The following is a 13,498-nucleotide window of genomic DNA, read 5'->3' as shown; positions in this document are numbered from 1 at the left end:
TTTCGGGTATATTAACGTATCTGTTGGAATTATAGCAAAAAAACACAGAGTTGGCAATCCTATATTTTACAAATCCACACAGAAAAAAGGCGTATTTTTCCCGGGCCGGGGGCATATACTGAGGGGAAGTTTCCAGGAAAGGATGTATGTCTATGTCCGATTTTTCCCAGCATGTGCCCCTGTCCACGTTTTTGCAGGCCCACCCCGACCAGGGGAGTCTGCGGGTGCAGGTGGCCTCCGGCGGCGGGACATTTCCGGTAGCCGGGGCAAGGGTGGAGGTATACCGGCGGTTCGGGGGCCAGACCCACACGTTTTACCGGGGGCTGACCGATGAATCGGGTATCGTTCAGGGCATCGCCCTGCCGGCCCTGCCCGCCGCCTGGTCCCAGGCGCCGGACACCGCCTCCATCAGCGGCACCGGTTACCTGGTGTCGGTGCGGCACCCCTTGTTCGTGCCCCAGGAGGACCGGGAGGTCACGGTGTATGCCCGCATCGAATCCATTCTGCCGGTGATGCTGGAGCCGGTGATATAAGGGGGGAGCGCGATGCCTGCAACGCCTGTGGTCCCGGAGACCATTACCGTACACCTAGGCCCGCCGGGGTCCGGCGCACGGAACGTGGAGGTGCCCTTTGCCTCCTACATCAAGAACGTGGCGTCCCACGAAATTTACCCCACCTGGCCGGAGAGCGCCATCCGGGCCAACATCCTGGCCCAGATCTCCTACGCCCTGAACCGGGTGTATACCGAGTATTACCGCACCCGGGGATACGACTATGACATCACCAGCACCACCCAGTATGACCAGGCCTATGTGGACGGCGGCGACGTTTTCGAGAACATCAGCCAGATCGTGGACGACAGCTTCAACAACTATATCGTCCGGCAGGGCAGCGTGGAGCCGCTGTTTGCCCAGTTCTGCGACGGAGTGCGGACCCAGTGCGGGGGACTGTCTCAGTGGGGCAGTGTGGACCTGGCCCGGGACGGCATGAACCCCTATGAGATTCTGCAATACTACTACGGAGGGGATATCAGCATTGTGTTCAACGCCCCGGTAGGGGGGAACGTGCCCTCCTATCCCGGGCGCCCTCTGCGCCGGGGGGACGTGGGCAACGACGTGCTGCTTCTCCAGCGGCAATTGAGCCGCATCCGCCGGAACTATCCGGCCATTCCGGAGATACCGGAGCCGTCCACGGTGTTCGACGTGCCCATGGAGGAGGCGGTGAAGTCCTTCCAGCAGATCTTCAACCTGACCCCGGACGGCATCGTGGGCAAGGCCACCTGGTACAAGATCAAGCAGATCTATAACGGCGTCAAGGGCCTGTCGGAGCTGTCCGGCGAGGGGCTGACCATCTCCGAGGTGCAGAGGCAGTATACCGAGGCCCTGCGGCTGGGGGACAGCGGCCTGGCGGTGCGGACGGTGCGGTTTTTCCTGGCTTTTCTGGGGTATTTCCTGCCGGAGCTGCCGCCCATCCGGCTCAGCGATGTCTTTGACCAGGAGATGCTGGACGCCGTGTACGCCTTCCAAAGCTACGCGGGCCTGACCACCGACGGGGTGGTGGGCCGGGATACCTGGAACGCCCTGCGGCGGGCCTATGAGGACGTGCTGGAGGACCTGCCGGAGGACTATCAGCAGTTTGCCCGGGAGATTTATCCGGGGCGGTTCATCGTCCTGGGGGACCGGGGCGACACGGTACTGTTTTTGCAGCAGCAGCTGAATCGCATTGCGGCCCAGGACCCGGATATTCCCGCCGTGGCGGAGGACGGCATTTTCGGCCGGGGTACCCAGGCCGCTGTGCTGGCCTTGCAGCGAAAGCTGGGCATCGACCCCACCGGGGCCGTGGGCCCTGTGCTGTGGGCGAAGATCGTCACCCAGGGGGCGGGGTACTGATAATAAAACAGAGGCGGCAGACGAAATCGTCTGCCGCCTCTGCGGCGTTATGGGATCAGAACAGCCGGTCCAGAAATTTGTCCACCAGGGCCATGGTGTCCCGGTTGATGCCGGACTGTCCGGCCTGGCGGATGACGGTCATATGCTGATTGCTGGCGGGGTCCGTGATCAGCCGGAAGTCCGCGCCGGGCAGTTCCGCCCGGCGGGCATACAGGGAGCAGCCGCCGCAGGGGACCTCCCGGTCTTCGCTGCCCTGGAGGAGCAGGGCCGGTACGCCGCTCTGGAGGCCCCGGACGGCGGACAGGTCCGCATATTTTCCGAATAGGAGCCGCTGCCCTCAGCGGCCCGGGAATCCCTATGAGAGAACCATGGCAAAAAGAAAAGACCCTCAGCTTTTGCTGAGAGTCTTTTTGGCAGCGGGAGAAGGATTCGAACCCCCGGCGCAAGCGCCGGGAGCTGCGCCCGGATTGAATTTGTGTGAGGGTCCGAATCCCTATGACAGAACCATGGCAAAAGAAAAAACTCCCAGCATAAGCTGAGAGTCTTTTGGCAGCGGGAGAAGGATTCGAACCCTCACATACGGAGTCAGAGTCCGCTGTGCTACCTTTACACAATCCCGCTATGTTCCTGACGAACAAAACTTATTATACTCGTTTTCCGGCGTTTGTCAACACTTTTTTCCCGGCTTTTGAAAAAATTTTCCGGGGGCGGTTTGGCCCGCCCCCGGAGAGGGTAAGAGACGTTACGCCGCCAGCAGGTCTGCCGACGTGAAATACTTCCGCAGCGGCTTATACAGCAGGGCAAACACCACTAGGCACAGAACGATGCTGGGCAGCATGTAGCTTCCGTTATAGATCAGGGAGTAGATCCAGGGGCTGGTCATGGGCTTGCCGAGGAACGTGTCGGGCATCCACTTGCCCCACACAAAGACGCCGATGAGGAAATGCGCCAAAAAGCGCAGCACGCCGCCGATGAGCGTGCCATAGTAAACGCTCCACTTGCGGCGGGACAGCAGGCCCGCGCCAAAGCCCAGTGCCACAAAGGCGATGAAGTAGTCGCAGATGATGGTGGTCCAGTCAACGGAGAACTTGTTGCCGATGAGGTAGGTGATGGTGCCGTACACCAGGCCCGCCAGAGAGCCCCAGCCGCAGCCGTACCGGGCGGCGAACAGGATGATGGGCAGCATCTCCAGGGTGATGGAGCCGCCGTTGGGGAACTCATAGAGCTTGATGAGGCTGAGGATCTCCGCCATGGCGATGAAGATGGCGGCCTCGCAGATCATGCGGGTCTTGTTGATTTTCATGTGTGATTTCTCCTCTTTGAAAAAATATCCGCATCGCGGGCCCTGGAGGCGTGGCAATGCGGAAACAAAAGCCATATTCTCGCATTCCTACGCCGGCATTACCCGGATCAGGTTCGAGGGACCGGACGGCGATACGTCTCATCTCAGCCAGCTTGCGCCAGCACCCCTTGGATTGTGAGGATATTCTATCACGGCTGTCGTTTTTTGTCAAGCCCTCAGCATACCGGCGCGGTATATGCGTCTATTCTACGCCGGTATGCCCTTCGGGGATAGGCGGGTTTTCTATCCGGATGTGTCCGTTTTATAGGTCCGGGTTTCCGGCTGTCTCCCGCAGGCGCACACCGGCTGGCAAAATCCCCGAAAATCCAACGTCCGCCCCTTGTCAAGTCATTCGGTGTTTGCTATAATAAAATATTATTTGCAGTACCGGGAAAGGGGTGTCCTGTCATGAAATACCAGCAGTGGAGCATACCGGAGCTGCCCGCCGGGGCAGTGGACCGGCTCACCGGGGCCGGGTACCCCTATCTGGTGTCCTCGGTGCTGGCCTCCCGGGGGATCACCACCCCGGAGGAGGCCGCCGCCTTCTTAGAGCGGGACCGGGACCTGCCCTATTCCCCCTTTTTGATGAAGGACATGGACAAGGCCGCCCAGCGGGTGAGCCGCGCCCTGGCCGGCGGGGAAAAGATCGCCGTTTTCGGCGACTATGACGTGGACGGCATCACCGCCACGGTGATCCTGGTGGACTATCTCCTGTCCCGTGGCGGCGACGTGGTGCACTATATCCCCCGCCGCATCGAGGATGGCTACGGCCTGGGAAGGGACGCCATCCTGTCCCTGCACGGGCAGGGGGTCCGCCTGCTGGTAACGGTGGACTGCGGCATCACCGGCGTGGAGGAGGTGGCCTACGCCAACTCCCTGGGCATGGACGTGGTGGTGACGGACCACCACGAGTGCAAGGAGGAGCTGCCCCCGGCCTGCGCCGTGGTGGACCCCCACCGGCCCGGCTGCGGCTATCCCTTCAAGCACCTGGCCGGCTGCGGCGTGGCGCTGAAGCTGGTGCTGGCCCTGGGGGGCGAGAGCCGGGAGGAGGCCCTGCTGTCCCGCTACTGCACCCTGGCCGCCATCGGCACCGTGGCCGACGTGATGCAGATGTCCGGCGAAAACCGCACCATCGTGTCCCGGGGCCTGGCGTCCATCAGCCGGTCGGACTTCATCGGCCTCCACGCCCTGCTGCATGAGGCGGGCCTGTCCGACAAAACCGTCACCTCCGTGCAGATCGGCTTCGTCCTGGCCCCCCGCATCAACGCCGCCGGGCGCATGGGCGCGGCGGACATGGCGGCGGACCTGCTGCTGTGCACCGATCCCCACCGGGCGGAGCACCTGGCCCGGGAGCTGTGCGCCCTGAACCGGGAGCGCCAGGCCGTGGAGCAGGAGATCTACTCCCAGGCCGTGGAACAGATCGAGGAGACCCCGCCCCAGGAGCGCAGCGCCCTGGTGCTGGCCTCCGACACCTGGCACCAGGGGGTGGTGGGCATCGTGGCCTCCCGCCTTTCGGAAAAATACGCCTGTCCCAGCTTTATGATCCACCTGTCCGGCGGCACCGGCAAGGGGTCCTGCCGCAGCTGGGGCGGGTTCAATCTGTTCGCCGCGCTGGAGGCCTGCTCCGACCTGCTGCTGGGCTTCGGCGGCCATGAGCTGGCGGCGGGCTTTACCATTGAAGAAAAGAACATCCCCGCCTTCCGGCAGCGGATGAACCAATACGCCAGCCGGTTCCGGGGCGGCAAGGCCCCGGTGTCCTGCCTGCAGGTGGACGTGCCCATCGGCCAGGCGGGCCGGGTGAACCTGGCGGAGGTGGAGGCCCTGGACGCCTTAGAGCCCTACGGGGCGGGCAACGCCCGGCCGGTGTTCTGCCTGCGGGGCGCCACGTTGGACCGGCTTCAGAACGTGGGCCAGAACCGGCACCTGAAGCTGCGCCTGACCAAGGGCAGCGCCCAGTTTGACGGCATCTTCTTCTCCGCCGTGGCCCAGACCTGCGGCGTGGCCCCCGGCGACCGGGTGGACGCCGCCTTCTATCTTCAGATCAACGAGTTCCGCAGCAGCCGCACCGTCCAGATGCAGATGGTGGATATCCGTCCCTCCCTTACCGGCAGCACCCGGGAGGAGGAGTCCCTGGAGCTGGTGGACCGCTGCCTGCGGGGGGACGAGCTGCGTCCCCGGGACGCCGTGCGCCTGCTGCCCTCCCGGGACCAGTGCGTGAGCCTGTGGCGGGCCCTGCAGCACGCGGTGCCCCCCGACGGACTGGAAACGGACTATCTGCCGCTGCTGCGGCGGCTGTCCGGGGCGCTGCAGGGGGCGGAGCCCTTTTTGCGGACGGTGCTGTGCCTGGAGGTGTTCCGGGAACGGGGCCTGCTGCAGTGCCGCCGCCTGGGCGACAGCATAAGCCTGCATCTCACCAGCCAGGGCAAGAAGGTAGCCCTGGACCGTTCGGAATATCTGCTGCACCTGCACCGGGCGCTGGACACATCACGAGGAGGGGGACGCTTATGACAATGGAAGAACGATACCAACGCCTGGAGGACACGGTGCGGGCCTATAACCCCACCGCCAGCTTCGACAAGATCCGGGCCGCCTATGAATTTGCCGCCGCCGCCCACCAGGGCCAGCTGCGCAAGGACGGCTCACCCTTTGTGACCCACCCCCTGGCCGTGGCCCAGATCGTGGCCGAGGAGCTGCACCTGGACTCCGAGTCCATCGAGGCCGCCCTGCTCCACGACACCATTGAGGATACCTCCGCCACCCACGAGGACATCGCCAAGCAGTTCTCCCCCACGGTGGCGGACCTGGTGGAGGGGGTCAGCAAGCTGACCCGGGTCCACTATACCTCCAAGGCCCAGGAGCAGATGGAGAATCTGCGCAAAATGCTGCTGGCCATGTCCAAGGACATCCGGGTGATCCTCATCAAGGTCTCCGACCGGCTCCACAATATGCGCACCATGGAGTACCAGACCCCGGAGAAGCAGAAGCAGAAGTCTTTCGAGACCCTGGAGATCTACGCCCCCATCGCCCACCGCCTGGGCATGCAGAAGATGAAGTGGGAGCTGGAGGACCTGTCCCTGAAATACCTGGACCCCATCAGCTACCGGGAGATCGTGGACGCCCTGGACGAGAAGGCCACGGAGTACGACGGCTTCATGTCCTCCATCCACGACCAGATCACCCAGCGCCTGGAGGAGGCCCATATCGACGGCTATGTCTATGGCCGCATGAAGCACCCCTACTCCATCTATCGCAAGATGTACACCCAGAACAAGTCCCTGGACGACGTGTATGACCTGTTCGCCTTCCGGGTCATCGTGGACACGGTGTCCGACTGCTATTACGTTCTGGGCATCATCCACGACCTGTACAAGCCCGTGCTGGGCCGGTTCAAGGACTATATCGGCACCCCTAAGCCCAATATGTACCAGAGCCTCCACACCACCGTCATGGGCCAGAACGGCGTCCCCTTCGAGGTGCAGATCCGCACCAAGGAGATGCATGAGGTGGCCGAATACGGCATCGCCGCCCACTGGAAGTATAAGCAGAACGGCCAGGGCGGCGGCGACGAGGGCCGGTATGAGTGGGTCCGCCGCCTGCTGGAGAATCAGGAGGGGGCCGACGCCGAGGAGTTCATCCACTCCCTGAAGGTGGATATGTTCGCCGACGAGGTGTTTGTGTTCACCCCTCGGGGCGACGTCATCAACCTGCCTGCCGGGGCCACCCCCATCGACTTTGCCTATAACATCCACTCCGCCGTGGGCAACCACATGGTGGCCGCCAAGGTCAACGGCCGCATCGTGCCCTTCGACTGCCGCCTGAAAAACGGCGACATCGTGGAGGTGGTCACCTCCCAGTCGGCCCACGGTCCCAGCCGGGACTGGGTGAAGATCGCCCGGTCCAGCAACGCCCGGTCCAAGATCCGCCAGTGGCTCAAGCGGGAGCGCCGGGACGAAAACGTGGTCACGGGCCGGGCCTCCTTCGAGTCGGAGCTGAAGCGCTGCGGCGTGTCTTTGAAGGAGCTTACCAACGACGAAAACCTCCCCGGCATCCTGAAAAAGCTCACCTATAAGAGCCTGGACGACCTGTACGCCGCCATCGGCTACGGGGGCATCAGCAGCCTGAAGGTCATCGGCCGCATCCGGGAGGATATCCAGCGCATTCTCCACCAGCACCAGGAGGAGCGCCAGGCGGAGGTGCCGCTGGAAGGCCGCCCCGATGCCACCCGCCCCGCCGTGCCCAAGCGCACCCACAGCGAAAAGGGCATCATTGTGGAGGGCCTCAGCAACTGCCTGGTGAAGTTCTCCAAGTGCTGCACCCCCGTCCCCGGGGACGACATCGTGGGCTTCATCACCAAGGGCTACGGGGTGTCCGTCCACCGGAGGGACTGTCCCAACGCCGACCCGGCCCGCCGCCGTCCCGATGAGGAGGGCCGCTGGATCAAGGTGTCCTGGGCCGAGGACGTGGAGGGCACCTTCCGCACCACCCTCCAGGTGGTGGCCAAGGACCGCATCAACCTCATCGTGGATATCTCCACGGTGCTCTCCTCCACCAAGACCCATGTGGCCTCCATGAACGCCCGCTCCACCCCCGACGGCTTCGCCCTGATCACCCTGGATACCGATGTGTCCAGCAGCCAGCAGCTGAAAACCGTCATGCGCCGCATCGAGCAGATTTCCGGCGTTATGCGGGTCACCCGCCCGGCGGGCTGAGAAAAAACACAATATATTAACCGAAAAGGAGACTATATTACCATGAGAGCAGTGCTGACCCGCGTGAAAAGCGCCTCCGTATCCGTGGACGGCAAAACCATCGGCAGCATCGGCCCCGGCTTCCTGATCCTGCTGGGCATCACCCATGACGACACCGAGGCCCAGGCCGTGAAGCTGGCGGACAAACTGACGGGACTGCGGATCTTCGAGGATGAGGACGGCAAGATGAACCGTGGTCTGGAAACCGTCAACGGTGAAATTCTGGTGATCTCCCAGTTCACCCTGTACGGCAACTGCCGCAAGGGCCGCCGCCCGGACTTTCTGGCCGCCGCCCGGCCCGAGGTGGCCATCCCCCTGTATGAAAAGTTCGTGTCCCTGTGCCGGGAAAAGGGCATCCATACCGAAACCGGCGAGTTCGGCGCCGAGATGCTGGTGGAATCCGTCAACGACGGACCTCTGACCCTGGTGGTGGACACGGACCAGCTGAATGCGTAACGTATTCCACATTCTTCCGGGCGGACGCCGCTGTCCGCCCGCTTTTATCCTGAATAGGAGGTTGAACCCATGAAAATTGATTCCATTATGGTGGGCCCCATTATGACCAACTGCTACCTGCTGAGCGACGAGACGGCAGGGGTCTGCGCCCTGATCGACCCCGGCGACGAGGCCCCCCGGGTGCTGGACATGGTGGCCAGGTCCGGCTGCCAACTGCAGTATATCCTGCTGACCCACGGCCACTTTGACCACACCACCGCCGTGCGCCCCATCTTAGAGCAGTACCCGGATCTGCCGGTGTACATCAACGAAAAGGACGTGGTGGACGGCCGGGTGGGGGACATGGAGCTGGTGTTTTCCCGGCTGCCGGAGCACAACCAGCGGTATTATCACGACGGCGACACCCTGACTCTGGGGAGCCTGACTGTCACCGTGCTGGAGACTCCGGGCCACTCCAAGGGCTCCGTGTGCCTGGTGGCGGAGGATGTGATCTTCTCCGGCGACACCCTGTTCCGCTGCTCCTGCGGCCGGACGGACTTCGCCGGCGGCGACTATCGGGAGATGCTGCAATCCCTGGCCCGCCTGGGGAATCTGCCCGGGTCCTACCGGGTCTACCCCGGCCACGACCAGCCCACCACCCTAGACTATGAGCGCCGGGTGAATCCCTATGTCCGCCAGGGCATGAAGTAAGGGGCGGGGCTATGAAACTGGTTTTTCGCGGTCATGACGACCGCTACGCGGTGGAGCAGAGCCTGCTGGCCTTCTTCCCGGAGGAGCGGCCCGTGTATCAGGAGCCGGGGCTGGGGGAGGACAACTGGGCCCGGGTGGACCTGCACCAGGGTCCGGTATACGCCACCGCCGTCACCGAGATCGCCCACGGCGGCAGGCTGGGCCGGGGGACCTCCCGGGCCCTGCTGCGGGACGTGACGGACGAGTATGAGCGGGAGCGCCTGCGGCAGAAGGCCGTGAAGCTGAGCTTCTTCAAGGCCGTCCGGGAGATCGCCGGTCTGACCCCGGCCTGGGGCGCGCTGACGGGCATCCGTCCCGGCAAGCTGGCGGCCCGGCTGCTGGAGCAGGGGAAGTCCCCCGCCCAGGTCAGCCGCATTCTGGGGGACACCTACTATGTCTCCCCCTCCCGCCGCCGTCTGGCGGTGGAAACCGCCCAGGCGGGCCTGCGGGCCAAGGCGGACCTGCGCCCGGAGGACATCTCCCTGTATATCGGCATCCCCTTCTGCCCCACCCGCTGCGCCTATTGCAGCTTCGTGTCCCAGTCGGTGGAAAAGTCCCTGGGGCTGATGGAGCCGTATTTAGAGGTGCTGTGCCGGGAGATCACCGACGCCGCCCAAATGGTGCGGGAGACGGGCCTGCGCATCAAGTCCTTCTATATGGGCGGCGGCACCCCCACCACCCTGTCCGCCCGGCAGATGGACCGGCTGCTGACCCACCTGAACCGCAGCTTTGACCTGTCCGGCTGCGTGGAATACTGCATCGAGGCCGGACGGCCCGACACCATCACCCGGGAAAAGCTCCAGGTGCTGCTGGACCACGGGGCCGACCGCATCAGCGTCAACCCCCAGTCCCTGGAGGACACCGTGCTCCAGGCCATCGGCCGCCGCCACACCGCCCGGGACATTGAGGACACCATGGCCCTGGCCGCCTCCATGGGCTTTCCCCATGTGAACATGGACCTGATCGCCGGGCTGCCTGCCGACACGCCGGAGGGCTTCCGCCGGACCCTGGACAAGTGCCTGACCTTCGGGGCCGACAACATCACCGTCCATACCCTGAGCCTGAAAAAGGGCAGCCGCATCCTGCTGGAGGGTCTGCCCATCCCCACGGCGGAGGACGTGGCCCGGATGCTGGACTATGCCGACCCCACCCTCCGCGCCGCCGGATTCTCTCCGTACTATCTCTATCGCCAGAAGTACATGTCCGGCAGCTTTGAAAACGTGGGCTGGTGCATATCCGGAGCCCAGGGGCTGTATAATATTTACATCATGGAGGAGCTGCACAGCATCCTCTCCCTGGGGGCAGGCGGCTCCACCAAGATGGTGGACCCGGTCCGGGGCCGCATCCAGCGGGTGTTCCACGCCAAGTATCCCACGGAGTATATCCAGCGGCCCGAAAAGATCGCCGAGAACCTGTCGGCCTTCCGGGCATTCCATGAAAATATGAAGAAGTGAAATGAGGAGGGTCCATGACCAGGGGGAAGCAGTCATTTTTAGGGGGCGCCGCCCTGCTGACAGTCACCATGCTTGTCACCAAGGCCATCGGCGCCCTGTACAAGATCCCTCTGGGGAACCTGCTGGACGAGCAGGGCATGAACTATTTCTACGCCGCCTATAACATCTATAACCTGCTGCTGATGGTGTCCACCGCCGGGCTTCCTCTGGCCCTTTCCCGACTGGTGTCCCAGGCGGAGGCTCTGGGCTGGGTAAACCGGCGGCGGCGCATCGTCTCCGTGGCCTTCTGGCTGTTTCTGCTGCTGGGGCTTCTCAGCAGCGGCCTGATGTTCTTCCTGGCCGGTGACCTGGCCGGGTGGATGCACAACACCCGGGCGGAGGACGCCATCCGGGTGCTGTCTCCGGCGGTGCTGTGCGTGTGTCTGGTGTCGGTGATCCGGGGCTATACCCAGGGCATGGGCGATATGCGGCCCACCGCCGCCAGCGAGGTCATCGAATCCGCCAGCAAGCTGGTGGTGGGCCTGGGTCTTGCCTGGTGGCTGCTGCGGCAGGGGTACCCCTCCCACATAGCCGCCGCCGGTGCCATCGCCGGGGTCACGGCGGGGGTGATTCTGTCCCTGCTGGCCCTGACCGTGTGGACACTGACCCATCTGTCCCGGGACAGGGGCCGGGACGACCCGGGACAGAGCCGGGATATTCTGCGCCAATTGCTGGCCATCGGGGTGCCCATCACCGTGGGCTCCGTGAGCCTTTCCGTCATCAACCTGCTGGACCAGTCCATCACCATGGGCATCCTGCAGAACACCTGGGGCCTGACGGAGCCGGAGGCCGCCGGCCTCTACGGGACCTACAGCTATGCCGGGAATCTGTTTGCCCTTCCGGCGGCGTTTATCTATCCGCTGACCATCAGCCTGATCCCCGCCATCGGGGCGGCTCTGGCCCGGGGGGACCGGTCCGCCGCCGGGCGGCACACCGCCGCCGCCTTCCGGCTGACGGCCCTGCTGGCCCTGCCGGCGGGGGTGGGACTCAGCGTTCTGGCCCGGCCCATTCTGGAGCTGCTGTACCCCGCCAAGGGGGCGGCCACCCTGGAGGCCGCGGCGTATCACCTGGAAATTCTGGGCGTCGGCAGCATTTTTGTGTGCCTGATGGCCCTGTCCAACGGGATTTTGCAGGCCTATGGCCGGGAAAGAGTCCCCCTCTGGACCCTGCTGGCCGGAGGCGGTCTGAAAATCGCCCTGAACTATCTGATGATCTCCAACCCCGATTACGGCATCCGGGGCCTGCCGGTAAGCACCCTGTGCTGCTACGCCCTGATAACCGTGCTGAATCTGATGGCCATCGCCCGATATGTGCCGGAAAGGCCCGATTATTTCCGGATATTTTCCCGGCCGGGGCTGGCGGCCCTGGGGATGGGCGCGGCGGCATGGTGGCTCCACCGGCTGCTGGCAGACCTGCTGCCCGGGGGTCTGGCCACCCTGCTGGCGGTGGCCCTGGCGGCGGTGATCTACGCCGGGGCGGCGCTGCTGCTGGGGGCCGTGGGCCGGGAGGAGGCCATGGCCCTGCCCGGCGGGGAGCGTCTTGTCCGCTGGCTGCGGCTGAAATAGACGAAAATTCCGTACATTTTTCACGAAAAACAGCCTCATCAGGCTATTTTGCCGATAAGAGGACTTGCAATAGGAGCGGGAATATGGTACATTTTAAGGAGAAAGCGCGATACGACTACGACGACCTGCTGGAGATCATCCGGGTGCTCCGCTCGCCGGAGGGCTGCCCCTGGGACCAGGTGCAGACCCACCAATCCATCCGCCGGGGACTGCTGGAGGAGGCCTATGAGGCCGCCGAGGGCATCGACCGGGACGACGCGGACCTGCTGCGGGAGGAGCTGGGGGACGTGCTGATGCAGGTGGTGTTCCACGCGGACATCGAGCGCCAGCGGGGCCGGTTCACCATGGAGGACGTGGTGGACGGCGTGGTGAAGAAGCTGATCTTCCGCCACCCCCATGTGTTCGGCGGCGCGGAGCCGGAAAAGGACGCCCAGTCGGTGCTGGTCAGCTGGGATGCCATCAAGCGCCGGGAGAAGCACCAGCGCACCACCACCCAGGCCATGGACAGCGTGGCCCGGTCCCTGCCTGCCCTGTGGCGGGCGGAAAAGCTCCAGAAAAAGGCCGCAGACGATGGCTTCGACTGGCCGGATATCCAGGGGGCCCTGTCCAAGCTGGACGAGGAGGTGGGCGAGCTGCACCAGGCGGTGCAGGACGGCGCCAACGTGGCCGAGGAGCTGGGGGACGTGCTGTTTGCCGCCGTGAAGGCCGCCCGCTTTGCCGGAGTGGACCCGGAGGACGCCCTGAACGCCGCCTGTGAAAAGTTCATCCGCCGCTATGGGGCGGTGGAGCAGGGGGCCCGGGACCGGGGCGTCAGCGTGTCGGACCTGACCCTGGAGGAAATGACCGGCCTGTGGAACGCCGCCAAGTAAGGCGGCCCCCATCTGACCCAGGTTTCTGATGCGATATTCATCGCTTTGGGATAGATTTTGACCAAGGAAAATTTTTAGGAGGACTATCATGAATAAGACCGAACTGATCGCCGCCGTGGCGGAAAAGACCGGCATGTCCAAGAAGGACACCGAGGCTGTCATCGCCGCCACCCTGGGCACCATCACCGCCGCCCTGCACGAGGAGGAGAAGGTGCAGCTCATGGGCTTCGGCTCCTTCGAGGTGAAGAAGCGCGCTGCCCGCACCGGCCGCAACCCCAGAAGCAAGGAGACCATCGAGATCCCCGCTTCCCAGACCCCCGTTTTCAAGGCCGGCAAGGCCCTGAAGGACGCCGTGGCCAAGTAAAAAAACAGACCATTCCGGCGGCGCGGGGAGCTCGGTAGAGCAC

The 13,498-nt window shown here is 64.1% G+C and carries 12 protein-coding genes, 1 tRNA gene and 1 riboswitch; of the genes, 11 read left to right on the top strand and 2 right to left on the bottom strand.

Going from position 1 to position 13,498, the window contains the following annotated elements; all coding sequences use genetic code 11:
• Nucleotides 1–152: 152 nt before the first annotated feature.
• Genes LKD37_RS10780 through LKD37_RS10770 form a run of 3 tightly spaced genes read left to right on the top strand, consistent with a single transcriptional unit; the run spans nucleotide 153 to nucleotide 2,214 of the window.
• Entirely contained in the window at nucleotides 153–533 is a 381-nt protein-coding gene (locus LKD37_RS10780; RefSeq protein WP_302929214.1) for a hypothetical protein, read from the top strand.
• A gap of 12 nt (nucleotides 534–545) precedes the next feature.
• Nucleotides 546–1,889, top strand: a complete 1,344-nt coding sequence (locus tag LKD37_RS10775) for a peptidoglycan-binding protein (RefSeq protein WP_302929213.1) — start codon at nucleotides 546–548, stop codon at nucleotides 1,887–1,889.
• 49 nt (nucleotides 1,890–1,938) lie between these two features.
• Complete coding sequence (locus tag LKD37_RS10770; protein WP_302929212.1) at nucleotides 1,939–2,214, top strand: hypothetical protein; 276 nt, start codon at nucleotides 1,939–1,941, stop codon at nucleotides 2,212–2,214.
• A 222-nt stretch (nucleotides 2,215–2,436) separates the two neighbouring features.
• Here the strand turns inward: LKD37_RS10770 and LKD37_RS10765 are convergent.
• Nucleotides 2,437–2,510, bottom strand: a tRNA-Gln gene (locus LKD37_RS10765).
• Nucleotides 2,511–2,631: 121 nt separating this feature from the next.
• Nucleotides 2,632–3,192, bottom strand: coding sequence for an energy-coupled thiamine transporter ThiT (gene thiT / locus LKD37_RS10760; protein ID WP_302929211.1), 561 nt, complete (start codon nucleotides 3,190–3,192; stop codon nucleotides 2,632–2,634).
• 67 nt (nucleotides 3,193–3,259) lie between these two features.
• Nucleotides 3,260–3,370, bottom strand: a riboswitch (TPP riboswitch).
• 269 nt (nucleotides 3,371–3,639) lie between these two features.
• Here thiT and recJ point away from each other — a divergent pair.
• From recJ to hbs, 8 genes are all read left to right on the top strand, one after another.
• On the top strand, nucleotides 3,640–5,739 hold the full coding sequence (gene recJ, locus LKD37_RS10755; protein WP_302929210.1) for a single-stranded-DNA-specific exonuclease RecJ: 2,100 nt from the start codon (nucleotides 3,640–3,642) through the stop codon (nucleotides 5,737–5,739).
• Nucleotides 5,736–7,940 (top strand): RelA/SpoT family protein, encoded by a 2,205-nt coding sequence (locus LKD37_RS10750; RefSeq protein WP_489696235.1) that lies wholly within the window; start codon nucleotides 5,736–5,738, stop codon nucleotides 7,938–7,940. Before recJ ends, LKD37_RS10750 begins: the two co-directional genes overlap by 4 nt.
• A 42-nt stretch (nucleotides 7,941–7,982) precedes the next feature.
• Nucleotides 7,983–8,435: a D-aminoacyl-tRNA deacylase gene (dtd, locus tag LKD37_RS10745; protein WP_302929209.1), complete on the top strand. Its 453-nt coding sequence runs from the start codon at nucleotides 7,983–7,985 to the stop codon at nucleotides 8,433–8,435.
• Between the two features lie 69 nt (nucleotides 8,436–8,504).
• Nucleotides 8,505–9,125 (top strand): MBL fold metallo-hydrolase, encoded by a 621-nt coding sequence (locus LKD37_RS10740; protein ID WP_302929208.1) that lies wholly within the window; start codon nucleotides 8,505–8,507, stop codon nucleotides 9,123–9,125.
• An 11-nt stretch (nucleotides 9,126–9,136) separates the two neighbouring features.
• Nucleotides 9,137–10,618: a coproporphyrinogen dehydrogenase HemZ gene (gene hemZ, locus LKD37_RS10735; protein WP_302929207.1), complete on the top strand. Its 1,482-nt coding sequence runs from the start codon at nucleotides 9,137–9,139 to the stop codon at nucleotides 10,616–10,618.
• 14 nt (nucleotides 10,619–10,632) lie between these two features.
• Nucleotides 10,633–12,222: a putative polysaccharide biosynthesis protein gene (locus LKD37_RS10730; RefSeq protein ID WP_302929206.1), complete on the top strand. Its 1,590-nt coding sequence runs from the start codon at nucleotides 10,633–10,635 to the stop codon at nucleotides 12,220–12,222.
• A gap of 83 nt (nucleotides 12,223–12,305) precedes the next feature.
• On the top strand, nucleotides 12,306–13,091 hold the full coding sequence (gene mazG, locus LKD37_RS10725) for a nucleoside triphosphate pyrophosphohydrolase (RefSeq protein WP_302929205.1): 786 nt from the start codon (nucleotides 12,306–12,308) through the stop codon (nucleotides 13,089–13,091).
• An 85-nt stretch (nucleotides 13,092–13,176) separates the two neighbouring features.
• Nucleotides 13,177–13,455: a non-specific DNA-binding protein Hbs gene (gene hbs, locus LKD37_RS10720; RefSeq protein ID WP_302929238.1), complete on the top strand. Its 279-nt coding sequence runs from the start codon at nucleotides 13,177–13,179 to the stop codon at nucleotides 13,453–13,455.
• The last annotated feature ends 43 nt before the right edge of the window (nucleotides 13,456–13,498 follow it).

This window comes from Brotocaccenecus cirricatena (genome assembly GCF_020687045.1).
Taxonomy (GTDB): Bacteria; Bacillota; Clostridia; order Oscillospirales; family Oscillospiraceae; genus Vescimonas; species Vescimonas cirricatena.
This window is presented reverse-complemented; position numbering and strand designations above follow the sequence as displayed.